13 protein-coding genes are annotated in these 21,905 nt (G+C 42.2%); 6 read left to right on the forward strand and 7 right to left on the reverse strand.

Annotation, left to right across the window (positions count from 1 at the left end; translation table 11 throughout):
- Nucleotides 1–36: 36 nt before the first annotated feature.
- From H6G96_RS33195 to H6G96_RS33210, 4 genes are all read left to right on the forward strand, one after another.
- Nucleotides 37–384 (forward strand): carbon dioxide-concentrating mechanism protein CcmK, encoded by a 348-nt coding sequence (locus H6G96_RS33195; protein WP_109011757.1) that lies wholly within the window; start codon nucleotides 37–39, stop codon nucleotides 382–384.
- Between the two features lie 709 nt (nucleotides 385–1,093).
- Nucleotides 1,094–2,281 (forward strand): HetZ-related protein 2, encoded by a 1,188-nt coding sequence (locus tag H6G96_RS33200; protein ID WP_190917608.1) that lies wholly within the window; start codon nucleotides 1,094–1,096, stop codon nucleotides 2,279–2,281.
- Nucleotides 2,282–2,713: 432 nt separating this feature from the next.
- Entirely contained in the window at nucleotides 2,714–3,949 is a 1,236-nt protein-coding gene (locus H6G96_RS33205; RefSeq protein ID WP_190917611.1) for a pilus assembly protein PilB, read from the forward strand.
- Nucleotides 3,950–4,147: 198 nt separating this feature from the next.
- The gene (locus H6G96_RS33210) at nucleotides 4,148–4,831 is read left to right on the forward strand and encodes a Crp/Fnr family transcriptional regulator (protein WP_190917613.1); all 684 of its coding nucleotides are present in this window, start codon (nucleotides 4,148–4,150) and stop codon (nucleotides 4,829–4,831) included.
- A gap of 277 nt (nucleotides 4,832–5,108) precedes the next feature.
- On the opposite strand, the gene bcsA is transcribed toward H6G96_RS33210, so the two are convergent.
- The 5 genes from bcsA to H6G96_RS33235 all read right to left on the reverse strand — a co-directional run bounded on the left by bcsA (nucleotide 5,109) and on the right by H6G96_RS33235 (nucleotide 15,783).
- Complete coding sequence (gene bcsA / locus H6G96_RS33215; RefSeq protein ID WP_190917615.1) at nucleotides 5,109–7,721, reverse strand: UDP-forming cellulose synthase catalytic subunit; 2,613 nt, start codon at nucleotides 7,719–7,721, stop codon at nucleotides 5,109–5,111.
- Nucleotides 7,722–7,778: 57 nt separating this feature from the next.
- Nucleotides 7,779–10,118 (reverse strand): cellulose biosynthesis cyclic di-GMP-binding regulatory protein BcsB, encoded by a 2,340-nt coding sequence (locus tag H6G96_RS33220; RefSeq protein WP_190917618.1) that lies wholly within the window; start codon nucleotides 10,116–10,118, stop codon nucleotides 7,779–7,781.
- A gap of 171 nt (nucleotides 10,119–10,289) precedes the next feature.
- Nucleotides 10,290–11,549 (reverse strand): glycosyl hydrolase family 8, encoded by a 1,260-nt coding sequence (locus tag H6G96_RS33225; RefSeq protein WP_190917620.1) that lies wholly within the window; start codon nucleotides 11,547–11,549, stop codon nucleotides 10,290–10,292.
- Between the two features lie 125 nt (nucleotides 11,550–11,674).
- On the reverse strand, nucleotides 11,675–14,032 hold the full coding sequence (locus H6G96_RS33230) for a tetratricopeptide repeat protein (RefSeq protein ID WP_190917622.1): 2,358 nt from the start codon (nucleotides 14,030–14,032) through the stop codon (nucleotides 11,675–11,677).
- On the reverse strand, nucleotides 14,029–15,783 hold the full coding sequence (locus H6G96_RS33235) for a porin (RefSeq protein ID WP_190917624.1): 1,755 nt from the start codon (nucleotides 15,781–15,783) through the stop codon (nucleotides 14,029–14,031). Before H6G96_RS33235 ends, H6G96_RS33230 begins: the two co-directional genes overlap by 4 nt.
- Nucleotides 15,784–15,996: 213 nt before the next feature.
- Here H6G96_RS33235 and H6G96_RS33240 point away from each other — a divergent pair, with 213 nt between their 5' ends.
- Nucleotides 15,997–16,791: a hypothetical protein gene (locus tag H6G96_RS33240; protein ID WP_190917626.1), complete on the forward strand. Its 795-nt coding sequence runs from the start codon at nucleotides 15,997–15,999 to the stop codon at nucleotides 16,789–16,791.
- A 289-nt stretch (nucleotides 16,792–17,080) separates the two neighbouring features.
- Here H6G96_RS33240 and H6G96_RS33245 read toward each other — a convergent pair whose 3' ends face one another.
- Nucleotides 17,081–18,397 (reverse strand): NF041680 family putative transposase, encoded by a 1,317-nt coding sequence (locus tag H6G96_RS33245; protein WP_190917628.1) that lies wholly within the window; start codon nucleotides 18,395–18,397, stop codon nucleotides 17,081–17,083.
- A 405-nt stretch (nucleotides 18,398–18,802) separates the two neighbouring features.
- A complete protein-coding gene (locus H6G96_RS33250; protein WP_242063496.1) occupies nucleotides 18,803–19,603 on the reverse strand; it encodes a hypothetical protein in 801 nt (266 codons plus the stop codon).
- Nucleotides 19,604–20,154: 551 nt separating this feature from the next.
- On the opposite strand from H6G96_RS33250, the gene H6G96_RS33255 reads away from it, so the two are divergent.
- Nucleotides 20,155–21,801, forward strand: coding sequence for a cellulase family glycosylhydrolase (locus H6G96_RS33255; RefSeq protein ID WP_190917630.1), 1,647 nt, complete (start codon nucleotides 20,155–20,157; stop codon nucleotides 21,799–21,801).
- The last annotated feature ends 104 nt before the right edge of the window (nucleotides 21,802–21,905 follow it).

The following is a 21,905-nucleotide window of genomic DNA, read 5'->3' on the forward strand; positions in this document are numbered from 1 at the left end:
TGTAGCCCCCACGTTTATTCATACAGGAGATTAATAATGTCATTACAGGCAGTTGGAGCACTTGAAACGAAAGGTTTCCCTGCGGTGCTAGCAGCAGCAGATGCTATGGTAAAAGCTGGTCGAGTTACCCTCGTTGGTTATATCAGAGTAGGTAGCGCTCGCTTTACAGTTAATATTCGTGGCGATGTTTCTGAAGTAAAAGCCGCTATGGCTGCTGGCGTTGAAGCCGCAGAAAATGTTTATGGCGGTACATTAGAATCCTGGGTGATTATTCCTCGTCCCCATGAAAACGTTGAAGCTGTTCTACCAATTGCTTACACAGAACAAGTCCAAGGATATCGAGAATCTGTAGAAAATCCCATTGTGAGATCAAACAGTCGATAAATTCAACCTGCTGCGGGGGAACTCAAAACAGAAAATTACCATAAATGAATTTCAAGAAAAGTTTCTTGTCAGACTTCTGACTATCAAAACTTTAGACGATTGCATTCTTTCTGTTTTTAGATTTTGCAGAAGTTAAATTTTGAAGCACAGGGAAAGCAACAGTCAAAGTCAATAGTCAAAATCAATATTGACTGTTGACTATTCATTTTTGGGAATATAAAACTTATAAAATAACTTGCCAATATTAGAAACACATTTGTGGGTGAAGCTACTTAAAAAGGATAAATTTACTTATCAATCCCTACTACCCAGAATAGCGATTTATACGTATATAAACTGAAAAATATTATTATTAAATTTAACTTAAGCTCATCCAACTCTTAAAACCCGATATTATAACACTAAAGACTGTTAACCGTCAATCGTCAACCGTCAACGGGGTCGGTGCGTCTCTCATCCCATCTTTAAAAAGAGTGGGTATTCCCGACGCCCTTTTATAACTTTACAAAAAGTATAAATTACAAAAATCGCCCTGAAAACTTCATGGGTATGGGTTTTGGGCATTTGGAAATTGTAAGCAAAACATAAATATAAAAATTTCTGCATAAATCTAGTGAATTAAGACGTAATTAAAGTGGAATCACTGAGTTATTTTCATGAAACTCATGAAATCCTGGCAAGTTGCCAATTAAACAATTAGGTGGGACGAATGGGGGTTGTGATGCAAACTTCAAAATTGAGTTTCGAGGAGCGCAATCTCACTATGACAAGGGATGTGGAACAACTGGCTCTAGATTGGCGAAAGCGCTTGGCTGCGGAATGTCCAGACCAAAATGAAGCTGCTAGGCAAAGTATTATTCTCTGGCTATTGGGATCTGACTCAAAACGCTTTGATCTATTTAATCCGAAGGAATTCGATATCGCCAAGCAAGCAATGGAATATCGCTGGAGAATTTTACGTCAACGCTATTTGGGGCTAGGGCGAGAACGTGCTTATCGGAACTTGATAACGCGATTGGGGAGTTTAGTCACATTGCGGAATAAAATTCAGACTTGGGTTGCCCTAAGCCGCGATCGCCAGCGCAGCGTCATGGATGTACTGCAAGAAGTACTCCAAGAATTACTGCAAAGCGATAACCAGATGCAACAGCAAATGGCTGATATTGCCAAATATACAACCGATAGACGATTAGGGGATGCTCTGTTATTTGCCAGTGTGGAAGAATATTGTCTACGACCAGTACGCAATCAACCCCTATTAGCTTATCGATTTGTAAACTACTTGCGTCGCACTCAGCGCGGTGGCTTAACCCAAGTACCGGGGCGTGACTTAATTCGACTGGTGTCGGAAGAAGTTCTCACAGACGACAGTGACACTCGAGTTAACTTAGTCGATAGTCAGGCGATCGCAGAATATCAAGAAGTACAACAGCTAGAAGAACAACTTGCGCTGCGTCAGTCAGTACAAAAAGAATTTGAAAATTATTTGCAAGAAAATCTAGGGAAAGATGCAGTAGAGTGGCTACGACTGTATTTGCAAGGTAAATCCCAAGAAGAAATTGCCCAGAGATTAAATAAGCAGACTAAAGAAGTATACCGTCTGCGAGAAAAAATTAGTTACCACGCTGTGCGTGTTTTTGCCCTCAAAGGTAAACCAGAACTAGTAGATAGCTGGCTTTCAATTTCCTTGCAAGAACATAACTTGGGTTTAACTCAAAACCAATGGCAGCAACTTGATGAAAAATTGACTCCTCTGGGGCGGCAGATTCTAGATTTGCGGAGAGCGGATAACTCAATAGAAGCAATAGCCCAACAATTAAAACTCAAAACCCATCAAGTGCTAGGTGAATGGACAAAAATTTATCTTGTAGCCCAAGCTTTAAGAACTCAGGAGTAGCTTGTGAGGCATTTAGTTGCTCAAGGCAGTGTATCAAAGTAGGAGATGGGGAGCAGGGAACAATTCATAGCAAGTTCCTTCTCTTTGTCTTTTCATCTCCTCGTATCTCAGTAACTAGAGTAAAACTTCAGAAAGTAGAAGAAACTTACGCTTAAAAGCATGGGATTGATCTTGGAGGTCTTGTGCTCATGCTACGTATCTCGATATATTTTTTATACTATTAGGCTTTATATCTACAATTAAAGTTTTGATTAATACTTCCAGCCTTGTGCCCTCTGCCTTTCGCAAATCTACATCTGAAATTAATCTTCTACTTACGTCTACTTAAGTAGATATAATTTAAATTTTAACAATCTAACAACGTATCTTTATTAACTACCTACTAAATTAAAGGCAAAATATTATATAAGTAAACACCAAGCAATCAAACCTATGTTGTCTTTAGAAGGTGAACTAAATGATACCGCAGCAAATGGACAGCAAATGCTAACTGCCACTCAAACTAAGTGGGAGGAAGGAGGGGAACGCGAGCAAATATTCCACCTGATTGATAGTCTTTTGTCCTTTGAAGCTTGTCTCTACCACCAAATTTTGCCTTTTGGATTAGAAGAAAAAAACCTCTCGCTAGGTATGGTTCATCCACAAGATAGCGAGGCGCTAGATTATGTGAGTCGCATTTTATCTTATATCAATTGCACAATGGTGATTGAGGCGATCGCAGCCGATGCTCACCGCAGAATACTGTCAGCCTACCTCAACCATAAGAATACATCCCAGCTAGATGCTAAACAAGTGCATCAGCCAACGCCAGATTTTTCCCCGACAAATAGTGCAGCTAGCATTGCTGACAAACCTATTTTCTCTATAGATGCCGACTCTGAGTCAAATCAGCAATCAATATTGATGGTGTTTGAGACACAAAAGCGTCAACATTCTGGGCAGCGAGTAGACTTGGCTCCTATCCCAGAGTTAGATAAATCATCTCAAACTATGAGGAGTCAAGAGCCGGAAACATCCGTTGCAGCACCACAAAATAATTTACCTATTTTGCCCACGCAAGTTCCCGAACTATTTAATCCTATTGAAGTACTACCAACACTAGCACCCAAGAAATTACTAGAAGAATTGCTAGGGCGAATTCTGGCTGGAGGAATTGGTCGGCTGTATTTAGAAAGACAAGCTTATGAAGGCAGGATACTGTGGAGTGACAATGGAGTTTTGCAGTCTATCTTAGACAAACTGCCGCTTTCTGTTTTCCAAGGAGTACTTAATGAATTAAAACGGTTTGCTTCCTTGCCTGTTACCACACTTGTAGAACCAAAACAGGTAGAGAAGGAATACGTATATCAAGAAAACCGCTTGTTATTACGCTTGCGAGTCATACCGGGAATTTACGGTGAGGAGGCAACACTCCAAGTCTTGCGAGGAGCAGCATTAAAGTTCTATCAACAACAACAATTGACCCGTCTAGGCCACGATGCCTTAGTAATTTCTCAGCAACTAAGCTTCAAGTTGCATGAGTTACAAGAACGGTTTTTCATGAATCCTGAACTTGACTCTCAGCAATTAGAGGCTTTAGTTGCCCTGAATCAACTAGTAAAAAATTTAGACCAACAAATCCAAATACTAGCAGTGAAAAGCGCTTACCCAACAAACCTCAAATCATAGTTCTGTAAGTGAAATCGCTGATTCCAATCTTATACAGAATTGTTATGTTGTAATCTAACTTTAGACCGATTAACCTGAGAGTTAAACTCAAATAGGTACAAATTTTGCTGCCGTATTCTAAATAAGATTACGGTTTAAACAAATTTATAATGACAAAGTTAGTTTCCTGCTCTTGAATCCATTTTTTGCAAATATTTCATGCAGACTGAGGTTTTTAGTGAACTTTTCCCCTTAATGAGTACAGCCACCCCCCAGACTTTGGAATGGCTGCTCAACGTTGCAATTGAACATGAATACCCATCTGGGCGAGCCGTTGTAATGGAAGATGCCTGGGGTAACGCCGTTTACTTCCTTGTTTCTGGTTGGGTTAAAGTCCGGCGTACCGTCGCGGAAGATGCAGTAGCTCTGGCAATTCTTGGTCGGGGCGATTTCTTTGGAGAAATGGCAATTTTGGATGAATCTCCACGCTCAACCGATGTCATTGCCCTTTCCTCCGTGAATTTACTGAGTATATCCAGAGAGCGTTTTATTCAAATATTGTTCAAAGACCCGCAGTTACATCACCGGATGTTACAACTTATGGTGCGGCGATTGCGGCAAATTAACTTGCGCTTACAAATGCGGTCTTCACCACCAGCAGTCAAACTCGCCCATACCCTTGTCACTTTAGGCGAAAGCTATGGTCAAGAATCGAATTTTGGAAAGGAAATTTTTAACATTCCCTTCAAAGATTTGGCAGAGGTAACAGAAATTGGTGTTGAAGAAACTACCAAAATTATGGAAAAGCTGCATGAAAAAGGGTGGATCAAAATTGACAGCGCCAACAACATTATTTATCTCGTAAACTTCAAACAGTTGATGAACTTGGCTGGCAAAGTGTGATTACTAAATGTTTTTCATTGAATAATTTTACTCAATAAACTACTCTTTAATCTCTTAACTATGTGTTAACTGTGCCTCTGTGGTTAAATAAAAAACTTTTTAACCGCGCAGAAGCAGAAGACACAAAGAGAAAAAAAGAGATTTTATTAGTCACCTTGAAAGGGCTAGTCCTAAACTATATTGAATTGACTTTTGCAATTTAAAACACTTTCAAGCGCAAGCAACATCTAAACTAAAATGAAGCTTGCGCTAGTCAAAATCTAGTCAAGTATTTCTGCTACAGAACCTCCAACAGTTGTTTAATTTTGGTGTCTTGGCGTTCTTTGAATTTTTCTGGAAAATTTAACTCAAGCGCAATTTTACCATTTGCCTGTTCTTCTACTGCATAAATTTCGGCAACAAATCGATTAGATGAGAGATTATCCTCATCCTCATTTAACAGTAAACCAACTAATGGTTTAACAGTTCGCATCGTGTGCAAATCCTGTTGTCCTAGCATTTTGTGAGAAGACACGGCTTTTGTATCCTCTATTTCCAAGCGCAAACCCGTTGTTCCTAACTCTGTGGCTACTGCAAAGAAGAAGTTACCATCCCAATAGAGTCGGCTATGGCTGTTTACCTGCTTGCGTACCTTTTTACGGCTAGTTTGTTTTACGTCACGCAATGCCCGAGTCAGACTGGTGGCTAAAAATCCTAGAGAAGCGAAGGGTCGGTCTACATACTGGCCTTTCTGAGAATACCACTCTCGGACATCAGAATACAAAACTAGAGTTAAAGCATCGCGTTGGGCATTGTTGAGCTTCACAAAATCAACAGCTAAAAGCGTTTCTGTATCATTAATCGGAGAGACTCGGACAATCTGTGCTGTCAAGGAGGCGCTAGCAGTATAATCTCCCATCACCTCAACCTCTACTTCATCCAGTAAATTGGGCCAAGTTTCCAAAGAAATTAATGCCCCAGTTTCTGAAATATTCACCGTTTTGCCCATGATTGTTTGACCGTTACTGGTAATTAAGATGGAGAGGCGACGCTTTAAACGGTGGGCAGTACGTACTTGTGGTTGTTCAAAGCCAACCAGCAAAGCAGCTGTCAGCAAAACCAGATTAAAAACAGACCACATGGTGTTGACTAAGACCGCTTGCCAATCTTCAGGATGTAGCAGCAGCCAATAGGGAACAGCTAGCAAGGAAGATACTACAAGTGCTGTCACCACCAAAAGACCACGCATCGATTCCCAATCAAAGGTACGTTTGGTTATAGACGTTCCTTTGTCAGTAACGTTAAATGAACCCAGCTTAGGGTTAAACAGCGCCAACATCGTCACCCATCCAGCCTGGAAAGCCATCGCAAATTCAAAAATTTCATTCCAGAAGGAGAAACGAACGTTTTTGTAAATGATGTAGTTAGTAAAAAGAGAGAGGAGAATATGGGGTAAGGCGTAGGCTAGAGTTTCTAAACCCAAACCTTGGACAGAGTTAACGCCAAATAATAAAAATAGTGTGGGAGCGATCGCGTATATTAGTCGAGGATAGCCATATAAAAAGTGTGAAGTCGCGCTAAAATAACAAATCCGTTGTGCAAATGTTAGGTTCAGCTTCGGATTAAAAATCGGGTTTTCTAATCGCAAAATCTGCGCCATCCCCCTTGCCCAACGCACTTGTTGTCCTACATAAGAAGAAAACGTTTCTGGCGCTAAACCAGCCACCATAATTTTGTCGTAGTAGACAGACTTGTAACCCAACGAATGCAATCGCAAAGCAGTGTGGCAATCTTCCGTCACGGTTTCTACTGCAATTCCCCCAACTTCTAAAGCGTGGGATTTGCGGATTAATGCTGCGGAACCGCAGAAAAAGGCGGCATTCCAAAAATCGTTACCTTTTTGCAGCACCTTATAAAACAGTTCATTGCCTGCGGGTATTCTACCTTTAGTGACTAAATTACGCTCGAAAGGGTCGGGGTTATAGAACCAGTGGGGAGTTTGGACAAATGATACTTTGGGATCGAAGAAAAAACCCATTGTATGCAAGAGAATTTGCCGCGATGGAATGTGGTCACAGTCCAAAATCAACACTAAATCGCCGTCGGTTTTGTAAAAGGCGGTATTGATATTACCAGCCTTAGCGTGGTCGTTATTGTCCCGCGTCATGTGTATACAGCCTAGTTCTTGGCACATTTGCCATAGCTGTTCTCGTCTTTTACTAAACTGTTCTCGGCGTGGGTCGTTCTCTCTATACTTTTCTGGACGACCATCATCAAGCACATAAACCTTTTTTTTATCAGGAGCATAATCACAGGCTAAGGCTGCCACAGCCGTCTTGCGAACAATCTCCACATCTTCGTTGTATGTGGGAATATAGATATCAACTTTGAACCATTCTTCAACCGGAATGTTTGTGAGATTAACTGGTTGGCGTTCTTGAATTTTCAGGGTTTGAAAGTATGCCAATATCAAGGTGAGGATGGCATAAAGTTCGGCGGCGAACAAAAATACGCAAGCGATGCTATTGAGCCAACCATCAAAGTTCAGGGTGTAGCTGGTGCGGTAGTATAAATAACGCAGCGTTGTTACCATACTCAGCCACAGCATAAACAGGTGATAATAGTGGCTGATTTCTGGTGAAGACTCTTGAAACTCTGCGTGTATAAGCAGTTGTCCCAGTAGCACGAGAAACACTGCTACCAATCCCTGCTGCCAAACTTCTATCGGAGTAATAATCAGTGGCACTGAAAGCACCAATAGCAGCAGGATAAACCACTTAAACTGTTTCACACCCACTTTTTGGAGAGTGCGGTCAAAAAATCTAGGGGTAATATCAATCAACCAATTGCTAAATTTTAAGCGCTGGCGATCGCGTGATTTCTGGGGCGATGTAGGTGGGGAAGAAGTCATTTTGGATCTAAATTTTGAAATTTAAATTTAAAATTGGCGATATCTAACCGAAAGTGTCTACTTTTTGTCAGCAGTCAAGCGCTTGATATACAACTGGAGAATCCCGTAAAGAACTAGAGATACAGTGAGAATGCCTAGAGGTAGCAATAGCCAATTTTCTTGTAAAAAGCGTGATGCCTTGCTGAGGAGACTGGTATTTTCCCAGCGACGAGTATTTGGGGCGCTTTGGAAAAACTGTAGTTGATAGGCATCAGCATCGTAGGAAACCAAGTCTTTTTGATCGCTACTAATTAGCACCGTATCCTTTTTGAGTTGGAAGAACCACGGATCTTGATTGAGGACTTGCCGCACTCGCTCTAAACCAGTTTCGGTTTGAGATGTTAAAGCTAGAACGACGCGATCGCTATTCCAAGGAGAGATAATTTGCTTAATCATCCCTTGTGTATCCTGCGGTGTCTGAACCACAGCATTGGCAGAGGAACGGGAATATGCCTGACTCAAGTTAAAGCCAGTGGAATTAAATACTTCAGGAAAAGGAAAGTCTTCTCGCGTTCCAATTCCTACCAAATGGTCATTTTTGCGGGCTTTTGTTGGTAAAGCATCCGGTGTATAAACATTTAGTTTGACAGTATCTGCTTGACTGAGCCTTCCTAAGCGTTCGCTAAAAGCTAATAAAGTCAACACATCTGTCTTCGAGGGGATTTGTGGTACGACAATCGCTGTCTGGGACAAATCCTGTGGTGCAGCAAAGGGGAAACCGAATTTCAGCAGGTTCAAATCTGGTAGTTGTGTAGAAATTTCCCGTTTCAGGTCGAAGCTAGTATCAGAATGTACCGTACCTGTAAGCTGTTGATCTGGTGGCTGAAGACAGTTCTGTTTATCAAAGGGTTCTCTAGGATTCATCCGCAAGAAAACTTGCAGTTTCGAGTTGGGTTTGATCAAGTTTTCCGGCAAATTGACTTTCAGGTTTTTGCGAGTTTCTCCCGACTCAGAATCAAGACGTGCCCCACCAATGAAAACTCCATCCAGTAAAACTTCGATCGCAGAAGTTCGCGGATTAACCTGCGGCCCGTAGCTGTACACCAGATTCATGGAACTACCCCGGACAAACCGATCATCTGGTAAAGCGCGAAAATCAATTTCAATTGGCGGCGCTCCGATCCCACGTACAGTTACATCACTAAATGGCTCACCATTTACCTGGGTTTTAATGTCGCCCAGTTTAAAAGAATTTTGCTCTGGCAAATAACGAGGCCACTGGCGGAGTCCTGGTGTCGAACCTTCCTTGATGGTACTGACGAATATTACCTGACCAGTCCCCATTTTCCGCAAGTCTGGCTGTGATAAAAATTGAGTTGCCTTTTCCACGGCTTTTGCACTGTTGCCAGTAGCAATTAAAACTGGAACCCCACTCTTTTCAGCTTGAGTTATAATCAATACCCCTGTTTCGTCTGGTACAGGGTTATTATCACGATCGAGAATTTGATTGCTGACGACTTTCAGGGGCAAATTCTTCCAAGTATTTAGGGTTGGTTGCTCGTTGGGAGTACCAATGATGACCAAGCGATCGCTTGCCTTCACGTTTGCGACATCAGACACTAAGCTAGTTTGAATCGGGCGAAAATCTGCGATTCTCCCCAATGCTGCTTGTAAGCGAGCTGCTGCTGTCAACCAGGATTGATCAACTTGACTCGGTTGTAAATAAGCAATTTGGTTAGTTTCTAAGCCGAGTTCGTCAAAGAAAGGATAAGGATAGCGGCTGAAATTCAGGGGAATCGGCTGCCTTTCATAGTTCAAGATTAATTTGGAATCTGGCAGAATCTCTGTCCATAAGTCGGGGCTACTAGGGTCGCTACATTCAATGCTGTTATTCTGCTGTGCCACCAAAATGAGTTCATTATAGTCTTGCAGCAGCTTTGGTGGGATATTAAACAGCACTTGACCTACTTGGGACTCTTTGCGATTGAGTGGTACACTACCAACACTGGTACCATTGACTAGCACGGTCAGGTTCGAGCGATTGGCATACAGTGCAGGTGAGTGTTGAAAACGGATTAAAGCTTGTACCTTACCCCGATCTAGTTTCCAGCCACGAGGGCGGGTAAAGGCAAGACGACCTTCTGAGTAAACCCCACGCAAGCGCATCCGGTTGCCCACAATTGGACTACGATTAAATTCTAGGGTGTAAGTTGCTAGGTTTTTGGCACTAGCAGCTTTTAAGTCTGCTTTATTAGTATTTTCTGATGTCGTTGCTTGAGCTAATAAAGTTACTGCTTGTTGCAGATCACCTTTAGTTTGAGCTTGAGCGCTCAATAATGAACTAGGAAACAAAAAAAAGCAAGAAGTAACAATAATTGCTTTTTTACTAATTTGGGAAAGATGAAACAATTGCTTCATGGTAAAGTGTGATTTTAGTGTGAATTTACTCAAATTTTTTATGTAAAAAGCACAAGTATTTTGTTGCTTTTAGAACTTAAAAATCATCCCATCGGATTTTTTTAAGGAAATCAACGGGAGTAAAAGGTATTTGGAAAGCAAGGCTTTGCTCTAACTCAAGGTCAGAAGATGTCATTTAAGCAGTCGCGGGGGAATTGTCTTCGGAGGTAGCAATCCTAACCAAGCCAAATTCTGGGTGTAATAAGCAGATTCGTCTCCCCAAATTCCCTGCTTGTATTGAGGTATAATCTTTTTCACAAGCAGTTCTTGAGCGATCGCTGGTTCTATCAACTGCATGGCGGCATACAACATAGCGTATTGGGATGTAGCTTCGTAATCCACTAATGCTTTCCCTTGGAGATCGATACTTGCTGGTAGACTTGATTGTTTACTCCACAGTTTTTGCAGGTGCTGAGTGGATGTCACTAGATAGCGCTGCGCTTGCGGTGAGTTGAACCAGGCAGCATCCAACGATAAACGCCACCAAACTCGATAAGAATCAAAGCTATACAAACTCTTTAGAGTACTAGATGCTGGTAGGGTTTGGTATTCTCCTGTTTTGGTATTTAGAGCTACCCAATCACTGGGTAAACCTACGCTAGAAAGCTTTGCGGAATCTTCTAGTACTTGATAGCTGCTGTCTACCAAACTCAACCAATCATGTTGGGGATCAACTTGTGCAAAGATACGAAAAGCATAGGGTGCAAAATAAGAAGGATTCAGGTAAAAGGTAGATGCATTCGGGACAAATGCAGCTACAGGTCCTGGTAACAGGTAGCGCTTACCTTGTGGTTCTGAGATGGTGGACAAGTTCCACAAATCTTGCAGTTTAACTTTTGCCAGTTCCAGGTATTCGGGACGATTCCAACGCCGTGATGCTAAAATCAGGGCAGTAATCGCATCTATATCTCCATCACTGGCAAAGTTACTGTCGATGACACCCCAGTTACCATCTTGCTTTCGCCCCCACTTCCAAGCCCACAAACTATCTGTGCGTTTACCACCCGCTTGGCGCTGGAGGTTATTTTCTGACCAGTTTAAAGTCAGGGCAAAGGTTGCCGGATCATTAATCAGTACTGCTCTGAGCAAAGCATAAGCTTGACCTTCACTAGTTGAGCGATCGCTTGCTTCGTAATCAATCACTCGCCCATCTGACTGAATAAATCTTTGGCGGTAGCTATCCCAACTTTGGGCTAGTAATTCCCGGTTGGGGGTAGATTTAGGGAGATCAGCTAATAATCTAGTGAGATTTTGACTACTACCTTCAGTGGGGACGTTTGCCACCGGAGTTTGCTCATCCGGCGTTTTGGGGTTTGCTGCCGAGTAACTAGAGACACAGGCAGATAAACCAATCAGGCAGGCAATAGCTGCCACTCTTGGGAAGTGCCACATCCTAAGAACAATTTGATTTATAAAACATTAGCTGATGGGGAAAGCGGGAGAGTATCATCTCGTTGCCCTTATTGTTCCCTTGTAGTTGTTTAAAATTAACTTTCATGAATAAATTTAAGCGATCGCTAATTTCTGTTTCGGCGTCGATAGTCTTCCCAAGGGGGTTGAAATCCCCGTCGTAGCAGAAAGTCTGTTTGGATTTGCTGTATTTGCCGAGCTGCATCGCTATCGCTTCCTCCTTCTGCGGCTGCTTCTAATTGCAGTTGTTCTAGCTGTGCCAGTGCTGTCAAAGGCTGATCTAAAATTGCATTCAATCCAGCAAGGGCGCGGCGTGCGCCTTTGTCTTCCGGTTTTTGTGCCAACACTTGAGCATAAATCTCCTGTGCCGATTCAAAGCGGCGTTGTTCAAAGCGAATTCCGCCCAAAGCCGCTAGAGCATCGATGTTATCTGGTTGCTGCGCCAAAATATTTTCATAGGTATTGCTAGCCAAATTCAAATCACCTACAGATCGAGCTAACTCTGCCTGCAACTGGTATGAGTCAGGAGTATTGGGAATGCGAGCAATCAATTGCTTCATCCGCGCTTGCGCTTGAGCCGGATTGCGTTTCGCTATCACCTGTAACAGGCGCAGTTGTAGTGGTATAGAACTAGGGTCAACTTCTAGCAGATAACTATATAAAGCTTCTTTTTGCGGATCTGTAGGCAGCGCCCCTAACAAACTGTATAGTTCTGGAGGAGTATTGGTTGCAGGTTGTGTCGCTAACCAATTATTGAGAACTGCCTCTGCTTCTGGTTGGGAGATTCGCTTGGCTTGATAGGCGATACTAGCACGCCCTAGTTGAATCGATAAATTTTGAGGATTGCGGGCTATCAATTGGTCATAAACTGTTACAGCCTCATCAAAACGCTTTTGTTGCAGTCGCACTCCAGCCAGCCCGCCCAAAGCAGCATCAATAATATCGCTACTATTTGGCTTGCTAGCAAGCACAGCTTGGTAGCGTTGGGCACTCGCTTCAAGGCTACCCTCACGACGCTCAATTTCTGCTGCTAATAATTGGGGTGCGAGGTCTTTAGCACCTGCGGGGGTAGCTGTATAAGCTGCCAGGGCTTGCCTTGCAGCATTCAAATCTTGGCGCTGCACATACATCTGCGCGACCCGGAAATTCAAAAACGGGACGTTAACCCCCATTTGTAAGAGATTTTGGTACACAGGTAAAAATTCTGGGTCGGGAGCATCAATGTTTACTAAGGCATTAGCTAGTTGTTGCAACTGTACGCGATCACTCGGCACTGATTGTATTGCAGTCGCTAAACGCTGTTTCAAGTCATTTTTACCGATTAAACCTAGCTGATTTTCTAAAGCTAATTGCTGCACCAGCAAACTTTGATCGTTGGGAAATTCTAACGCCACCCGTCGATAGAGTTGCAGCGCTGTTTGTCGTCCTTCGGGGAACCCAGTAAAGACATCAGCGACTTCACGCAGTAGTTTGGGGGAAGGATTGGGATCGGTTTGGAGTGCTTGACGGTAGAGATTGAAAACTTGCTGTGTGAGGGTGGGGTTATTGGTGTACTTGCGAATTTCATTGAGCGATCGCGCTAAGGGCAAAATCGCCTCTGGCCTTCCTTGTAATACATCCAAAACTGCCAATGCTTGAGCTTGTTGTTGATTGACAAGATATGCTATAGCCAGTTCTTTACGAGTTTCAAACTCTATCTGGTCAAGTTTATTCGAGCGCTGCAATTGCGCTTCTAACACCTGTACTGCCCCCGCAGGATTGCCTGTTTCTCGTAAGGTGCGACCGTAGGCTACTGCTGCATAACCTGTAATGGCTTTGCCAGTGGAGCGATAGCGGTTAAACAACTCTAATGCTTTAGGAAAATCCCCACTGTAACTATAAGTTTGAGCTGCACCAATGACTGTCTCTGGTGTGGGGTTGTTGTTCAGTGCTATTTGGTAGTCTGCCAAAGACTCGCTTAATTGTCCTTGATAGGAGTACAGTAGAGCACGGTAACCACGACCTTCTGAGTCATTAGGATTTAACTCTAGGAAAGTTGTCAGAGCCTCAATCCCTTTTAAGTTCCACTCAGGACGATAAGTAGCCAATAGACCAACTGTCTTTAAAGCTAGTTGGTTGTTGGAGTCTACTGCCAGTACTTGTTGATAAGCACTCCAAGCTTCAGGAATACGTCCGGCTCGACGATAAGCGATCGCTAATCCTAACCTAACTTGCGAAGATTGCGGTTGACTTTTGAGGGCTTGTTGGAAGGCTGCGATCGCATCATTGATAAAGCCTTTTTTTAAAAATGCAAAACCTTTTTGTGCCGATGCTGATAAGTTCTGTGCTTGAGCAGGGGCAATGCTGCCCAAGGAGGACACAGTTACCAAGGAAGTAAAAAGGAAAAATGAACAAATAAAAAGAGAACGATATTGTATTTTTTTAGCTTTTCCCTTTTGCTTTTTATCTATATTATTTTGACTCATTGAGTAATTCTCCCTGTGGGAGTCACATCAAATTCTGATTTCACCCTGATACCGAAAACTGTTTCTGAGAAATCATCACGTGCTTGAACCGAAAAGCCTACTCGTAGATTAGAAATAAATTTAAAATCATAGAACATTTCCAATACATCGGGACGCTCTCCACGACGCAGCCGATCATTAGAGAGAGCACGTCCATAAGCTATTCCGAGCCGGTCATCTGGGGTAAACAGATCTAAAAAACTAGCTCCCAAAACGTAAGTATTTGCACCCTCTCCTAAAGTGCGATTTTCATAACGACCATAGCGCCCAAACAAACCTAATTTCAGATTAGGAATAAAGACTTCGGCGTTGACACCGTATGCTTCTTCGCGATCGTTTTCATCAGGGCCAAATTGATTGTTACCTCTGGCAATGCTAAAGCTTTCAAGAAAGCTATCACGAACACCAGCATCGCGATCGGTGGCATAAGTACCACGAATAATCGCATTGCCGTAACGAATGCCGATTTCGCCAGCAAATCCATCTAAAGAGAAGTCACCAATTTTGTCTGCTGATGAAAAGATTGCCGCTTTCGCTTCAATATTGTCAGTGACACTCCAATCTGCTAATAAACCAGTGCGTGAACTAATCCCTGTCGCCGCCAGTGCTGGGTTGGTTTGAAACACCGGATTAAAGAATTGACTGGCTCCATCTTTAGCAAAGCTGTTGCGATCAAAATAAGACGTTAAATCTATTTGACCGATCACAAACCGTAGATTAGGTACTCCTCCTAGTGAAGTTGCCAAATAAAGCTCATTAATGTTCAAACCCTCGTTTCGGGAGTCATCCAAGCTGCTACCTTGGCTGGTTAAGTCCAGGGTTGCTCCAACCAAAGCTTGAGGAGACAGTGGATAGATGCCACTAACTCTCGCCCGTGCCGAGGTGTCACCGCCTTGGGTGATATAAACTCCTTGGAATTGTAAAGAGGGTTCCCTTAAACTACTGCTATTGAGTTGACGGCGTTGTTGAGTAGTTACCGATTGGGTAACTGGTACTGGAGCGGGAGCTGTAGTAGGAATTGATGGAGTTGTCTGTGGCTCGAGTAATTGTTGATTAAAAGTTGGTGCTGCTGGTGCAGTGAATTCTTGCGTTGCAGCCGAGTTGGGAAGTGGTGGCAGGGGCGCTGTTTGAGAACCGAGTACTTGATTAAAAGTTGGTGCTGCTGGTGCAGTGAATTCTTGCGTTGCAGCCGAGTTGGCGAGTGGTGGCAGTGGTGCTGAACTACTTGATGGCTTTGAGCCGTTCATCTGTCCCTGCAATCCTAAATTCAGGTCAGAAGTGTCCCCACCTGCTGCCACTCGTGGTGCAACAGAACTACGTGTTGCTGCCGGGGCTTTTCCAGTTACCTGTTGCTGGATGAAGACACTCTCCAACTGTTGGAGATCGTTGACTGGTTTGGGTTCTACAACTTTGGACACTGGATTAGCGATCGGTGCAGTTGCTACACCAGCCGTTACGCTTGGAAGAGGCAATGTCTGCGACCCTGATTGCGATTGACTTTTCTTGACGGGTAGTTTAGGCGCTGGTAGCGGTTCTGCTAAACCCAATTGGTAGTCGATAGTCTGTAGCTGAGATGGGTTAACTTGAGCTGAAGACTTTTCGCTCACTGCCAGTACCCAGCAAATCGAGACGACAATGCAAAGCAGTGGATAAACTTTATGGTACTGACTTGAAAAAGTAAATTTATAACAATCGAGTACTGTTTGCCTCATCAGCCTAGTTGGGTAACAACTACATATTTAGGTTATTGAATGTCGCTACTTTAGCAAAGTTAATGAGTATTAACCACTAGATCCAATAAAATTCTTAATTTTCAATTATTTGATTAAGAGTCGATAAAAACTGTTATTTTTAAAATTAAAGTGGGCATAATAGGTAAAAACTGAGCTAAGTTTGCAAATAAACCAAATATTTTGCCCTTTATTATGAATATTGTTGATTTAAAGACTTTTTTACCTAGATTTAAAGCTCTATCTACTACTAATCTCCAGGCAGGCATTTGTCTAATGCTTTTAGCTGCCAGTTATGGCTGTGTTCAAAAAGCACAAGAAAGAGTGGAGATGAAAATTGGAGATGTACAACCTATATCAAGTAAAGGTGTATACAACATCGTTGGTAGTACCAATCTGCCGGAGTCTAGCAAGATTACAGTGGCCGCTGTGCGTTATTTGCGTCCAGTATCAGGACGAACAGAAGCTTTGCTGAATTCAGACACCAATACTAACCGTTCAATTCTGGCTCGTCAAATTGTGGAAGTGAAACAGGGACAATGGGAGGCTGCACTGAATCTGTGGCAAGTTTCACCCGATGGTAGTTTTCAAGAAGTTTGGCAAGCAAATCCAGCACAAATACGACTGTTTCCAGAAGATGGTGTTACATTTGTAGCTATTTTCGATCCTGCTAGTCAGTGGGAACAGCCAGATAATCAAAACTCTCAAAAGTTAAAGTTAGAAAATCAACAGTTTGACACGCTTGAAAGCAAGTTGATTCGCTTTACTAACGAAGGTGAAAAGTATTTACAAGTTAGCCAAACTTTAACAATACCTCTACCTACGGGGAAAACAATACCACCTCGTCCGCAACCGGAAGACTTGAATGGTGGTTGGGGAAACCGATATCAAATTCCGCCGCAACCCATAGCTTCAAAAAGTACCTTACCTCCACCGATTAAAAATAGGCAAACGAATGCCTATGTGACTCCTTCAGAGTTTCTCAGGTGAAAATTCCCACTTGATTGAGGGCGGGGTACTGTAGCCCTCTATCACTCCTTTTTGATAGATAAAAACTGGAATACCAGCCTCAATATGAGCGCTGGCATCCAGATATTAATTACCTAATAAACACCAATTCAATGGCATTGTTTGTGAAGAAAAGTGCTTTTTCCTCATTAAGAGACTTGTGTAATTTCGGAAGCTTCACGAAAAACTGGACTTTAGACTAAGAAGCACAAAATGACTCAGGGAAACTGAGTTGAAAAAAAGCAAAGTAAAAAATTAGAAAAAAGACAAATCAAGCAGGTTTCGGCTCGGCTTTACGTGAAGAGGAAGTACGCTTTTTGACGATAGGATAGCGAATTCTACGTTGCCGGGGTTGTCCTGCTTTCCACCCAGGAGATTTACCGCGTGGTTTTGGCGGTTTGGCAGGAGTAGAAACCCTGACCAAAATCCCAGGTATGGCTTGTGCAACCCGTCCAGGGGTAAGTTTAGTGATCTGTTTCTGCCAAGGGAGGGGATTGTCATTGACGATATCACGAGCCAGCCATAACTCCCAAGTCATCAGTGGCATTAAGTCGCTCCATCGGTCACATTGTTGGGGAGTTGACAGTTTAGGGAGCGTCCAATGCAAGCGTTGTTTAATAAACCGATACCAATGGTCAACCGCAAAACGTCGCATATAAAGTTTCCAAACCTCAGATAAAGGTGGCATTTCTTCACCTACAAATGCCAACCACATCGGTTTATTGACTCGTGGTGAGCCGTCCTCTTGTAGCCTTTCCACCAATATAATTGACATCGTATGGTGTGGAGAAAGACGGAAATGCTTTCTTGTCCACAGGCAAATCCTAACTCTACCGAGTTTGGCATCTTCAAGTTCAATGGTTTGTTCTGGGTCTGCCCAGGTACTGGCATCGTTGAGCTTAAATTTATCACCGTGTACTCGTGGTTTACCCCTACCTGAATATGCTGGTGGTTCTCCCCATAAACATAGGTTGGAACGCAACCGCATCAGTTTATCTGCATTGATGTTAGCCGTTTTGATCACAAATGGCGCACACCCATATTCGATGTCCCATAGTGTGATTGGTCGAGATGGTAAATCTTTAGACACCCGTTTAAACTGCCATACAGCCTTATCTATGGGATTTTCCCAACATTGTAATTCGCTCAGCTCATGTCTAAGTGGTAATGCCCAACTCCCTTCAGTTTCTGGTATCCAGGCTATGGTACTGTATCCATATCCAGGGGTGACGGGACGACCACCTCTTCCTCCTTTAGCATAATGCTCGTAGGTTCTCTCTTTAAGGGTTGGTGCATCTGGTCTTGACCATACTGTATGGTCTCCTGCCAGGATAATACGTCCTTGTTTGGGTATTTTTTGACTGTACAGCCCCATCAATTTATTACGCTGCGGTCTGGTATCCTGTGTTGTCTCATAAATACTTGACCACTGACGACGGAATACGGGACACATTGATAAATCTGCCAGACTGTAGACGTTACGTGTCAGCAATATTGCATCCATCATTTCAAATGTTGCATCTTTTGCCCGGCATAAACTTTGGTATGCTGCTTGACGGAATTCCCTCAGCTGTGCAAAAACATCCATAGCGGTAGATGAACATTGGTTGTGCTTTTTTCATCTTCCGTTATTGGGGTGCTTGTTCTTACAGGCATCCCTTTATTTTTCTGCATACCTGTTCTTTGCTGATCGCTTGCTTTAGTCTAAAGTCCAGGAAAAAGGGAGAGGTAAAATTTATACCTCAATTCAATTGCTCTGTACTTCTATAGGAATCCTAAAAATCTCTAATTCTTCACTCTGCGTTCTCTGTACCTCTGCGGTTAATTTATTTTGGCAAATGATCTAGGAACGCTATATGCTATTGAGTGGTTTAAATATTTTCCTCTGCTTCTCTAAGCCTTTGTTTGTTTTGGTTATTTCTCATCACACAAAGGGGAATTAAATCTGTTTATCTTCAGCTTTTGCTTTCTGATAAACAGATTTGAGTAGGTTTTAAAGGACAGTATTATAGTAAATCTGAAATTTAGCTGGGGGTTCTACTTTAGCATTTGTTGCTTCAGATGTTAGTTGCAAATTCTCTTGCATTGCTTGCATTTGTAACATCATCTCTTTAATTTGTTTTTGCAACTCTTCAAATTCTGATGCCATACTTGCTGTTTGATTCACTTCATCAGCAGTAATTTCTTTGATATTGTTGGGATTTTCCTGAGCATAGCCAAGGAAAGTTTGGGCAGATGCAAACGCAGAAGTAGCAGCAATATCTCTGATAGTGGTAGTGCTATTTTTTTGAGTTGCAACCTTTGGTGCAGGATTTACTGGTTGTGTGTGCGCTGGCGTTGGGATTTGCGCTCCAATAGGTTGAGATGAAGTTATTACATTTTTTGAGTTAAGAGCTTGGTCAAAAGGCAATTTGTCATCTAAAAAAGCGTTCAAGCCAGAAATTTGTAGTCGAGGCTCGGAAACTTCCCATTCTTTTAGTAATGCCTCTTTCTGCTGTAGGTGTTGCTCTAAATTAGACAGCTCTTGCTGGATTTTTGCTGATTTGGAAGAAGAATTTCGCCAACCACAGAAAGCTAGTGCTGAAATTCCAGACCCTACACTAAGTGCTGTTGCAAAAACTACATAAGGAATGGCAATATCTCTAAGCTTGCCATAAAAAATAGGTTCTTCCTGAAATTTGATAGCTATTTGTTTATCGCCTAGCGTAGCAAGGGGCAATGACATCAAAGAAAATACACTTAGAGAAGCGATCGCAGGTGGTAGTAAAAATTTTTGCAGTGCAGAAAGTGTCATATCAGAAAGCTTTTGTTAAATAAAAGACTATGGATAGATTCCAGCAGATATAATTACCGCTTATAACATCTATTTTGTATAGAGTTTTCACGGTCACTCAATATGTGTACTGCCTTAGTATCTAAACTATTCTCTATACCAAATAGTTTCAATAGAAAACTGATGAAGAACTCAGTAAACTACGTAAACTTTTTGTAAACTAAGCAACTAATGCAAAACATTAATAGAAGTTTATACGTATTGCCAGTTAAACTTTTCAGCGTTCTTAACTTCTACTACCCAATTTTTACGGATACAGAAACAATAGTAGTTAAGTATTGCTCTAAGATTACTAGGATGGTCAGATGCATGGAAGTTTGATTAAGTAATACAAGTAACTGTCAAATAAATGCATTGTAATCAGACTACAAATATTTATCTTCGGCTAAAAATTATATTTACAAAATATTTTTTATGTAAGGATATTGTAAAATTCTCTTATTCATAAAAAGCATCATATATTTTTTGCGCTGATTCAACTTAGATATTGTTCTAAACAAAGTAATAATAGTATGCAAGTTAATTATAAAAATAAACCAAGAACATTGAGATTACATAAACGATTACTGATATTTTCCTTAAGCCTAGTAGTATTTTTAGCAATTATTTTCACCAAGGAACCTGCTAGTATTCAGCTAGATGCTGCTAGGGCTACAACGCTAATAGAGCTACCACTTTCAACAATTGGTAGAACCATTGTGGATGCAAAAGGCAAGGTTGTATTGCTCAGGGGTGTTAATTGGTTTGGTATGGAAACTGATACGCACGCCCCTCACGGTTTATGGCAACGAGATTATAAAGAAATGCTGGCGCAGATTAAAAGCTTAGGATATAACGTTATCCGGTTACCTTATTCTGTGGCAGGATTGCGATCGCTTAATGTAAGTGGCATTGACTTTGGAATTGGCAGCAACCAGGAACTTCAAGGTAAAACCCCCTTGGAAGTAATGGACTTAGTTATTCAGGAAGCGGAACGTCAAGGATTGCTAATCCTGCTCGACAGCCACCGCCTCAACGACCAGCAAATTCCAGAATTGTGGTACGGAGATGGCTTTACGGAGGCAGACTGGATCGATACTTGGATAATGTTAGCAACCCGCTACAAGAATCAAACTAACGTTATTGGTGCAGACTTAAAAAATGAACCTTACGGGAAAGCTAGCTGGGGTGATAACAATATAAGTACTGACTGGCGACTAGCAGCAGAACGTGCAGGCAATGCGATTCTCAATGTTAATCCTAATTGGCTGATTGTCGTTGAAGGAGTTGAAAAGAATGTCCCCGGTCAAAAATTGTCACAGCATTGGTATGGTGGAAATCTAGAAGGTGTAAAAAACTATCCAGTACGTTTATCTCGTTCTAATAAGCTAGTCTATTCTCCTCATGAGTACGGCGCTGGGGTGTACAATCAGCCCTACTTTTCTGACTCTAACTTTCCTAACAATCTAATTGAACGCTGGCAAATAGGATTTAACTATATCGCTAGTCAGAATATTGCCCCCATCTTAATTGGGGAGTTTGGGGGACGGCAAGTAGACTTAAATTCCAAAGAAGGAATTTGGCAAAATGAGTTGGTGAAATACATTCAAAAAAATAACTTGAGCTTTACTTACTGGAGTTGGAATCCTAATAGTAGTGATACAGGCGGAATTTTATTAGATGATTGGCAAAGTGTTGATCTACCCAAGCAGCAATTACTGTCCCAATTGCTCCCACCTGTACAAGTTCAACCGCCAGATCAACTTAGTAATCCTCCTATTTCCCCAACTCCTACTCCTTCTATCTCCCCAACTCCTACCCCTTCTATCTCCTCAACTCCTACTCCTTCTGTCTCCCCATCTACTACTAGTGCTGCCCAACTAAAAGTCACTACTGAGATCAGTTCCAACTGGGAAACTGGATTTTGTGTCAGCTTCAAAATTACCAATCAGGGTAATACCAAGGTTAATAACTGGCAACTGGCATTTAATATGAATCAAGCTAAGATTAATAACTTTTGGAACGCAGATTTTAAGCAGCAAGGAGCCATACAGTATGTAGTGACTCCTTTGGACTGGGGAAAAACAATTGAACCAAATCAAGTACGGGATACTGGGTTTTGTGCCAACAAACTTGGTTCTGATTATCAGCCGCAGCAAACAGCCGCCGTCTCGATTTGAAAAAGAGGCAAGGGAGCAGGGAGCAAAAGGGATGGTTCAAGTGGGGGAATTCGATCCAGTCTGTTGGGCTAGCTTCCGGCTCTTTACGAGAGCCAGTTTAGTAG

This window comes from Nostoc sp. FACHB-892, assembly GCF_014698795.1.
GTDB lineage: Bacteria > Cyanobacteriota > Cyanobacteriia > Cyanobacteriales > Nostocaceae > Nostoc.

What these genes read in the sequence shown, in the direction of transcription:
- H6G96_RS33225 (WP_190917620.1), bottom strand. Translation starts at nt 11,549, where the DNA reads ATGTGGCACTTCCCAAGAGTGGCAGCTATTGCCTGCCTGATTGGTTTA.
- H6G96_RS33235 (WP_190917624.1), bottom strand. Translation starts at nt 15,783, where the DNA reads ATGAGGCAAACAGTACTCGATTGTTATAAATTTACTTTTTCAAGTCAG.
- H6G96_RS33200 (WP_190917608.1), top strand. Translation starts at nt 1,094, where the DNA reads ATGGGGGTTGTGATGCAAACTTCAAAATTGAGTTTCGAGGAGCGCAAT.
- H6G96_RS33255 (WP_190917630.1), top strand. Translation starts at nt 20,155, where the DNA reads ATGCAAGTTAATTATAAAAATAAACCAAGAACATTGAGATTACATAAA.
- H6G96_RS33210 (WP_190917613.1), top strand. Translation starts at nt 4,148, where the DNA reads ATGCAGACTGAGGTTTTTAGTGAACTTTTCCCCTTAATGAGTACAGCC.
- H6G96_RS33220 (WP_190917618.1), bottom strand. Translation starts at nt 10,118, where the DNA reads ATGAAGCAATTGTTTCATCTTTCCCAAATTAGTAAAAAAGCAATTATT.
- bcsA (WP_190917615.1), bottom strand. Translation starts at nt 7,721, where the DNA reads ATGACTTCTTCCCCACCTACATCGCCCCAGAAATCACGCGATCGCCAG.
- H6G96_RS33240 (WP_190917626.1), top strand. Translation starts at nt 15,997, where the DNA reads ATGAATATTGTTGATTTAAAGACTTTTTTACCTAGATTTAAAGCTCTA.
- H6G96_RS33195 (WP_109011757.1), top strand. Translation starts at nt 37, where the DNA reads ATGTCATTACAGGCAGTTGGAGCACTTGAAACGAAAGGTTTCCCTGCG.
- H6G96_RS33250 (WP_242063496.1), bottom strand. Translation starts at nt 19,603, where the DNA reads ATGACACTTTCTGCACTGCAAAAATTTTTACTACCACCTGCGATCGCT.
- H6G96_RS33205 (WP_190917611.1), top strand. Translation starts at nt 2,714, where the DNA reads ATGTTGTCTTTAGAAGGTGAACTAAATGATACCGCAGCAAATGGACAG.
- H6G96_RS33230 (WP_190917622.1), bottom strand. Translation starts at nt 14,032, where the DNA reads ATGAGTCAAAATAATATAGATAAAAAGCAAAAGGGAAAAGCTAAAAAA.
- H6G96_RS33245 (WP_190917628.1), bottom strand. Translation starts at nt 18,397, where the DNA reads ATGGATGTTTTTGCACAGCTGAGGGAATTCCGTCAAGCAGCATACCAA.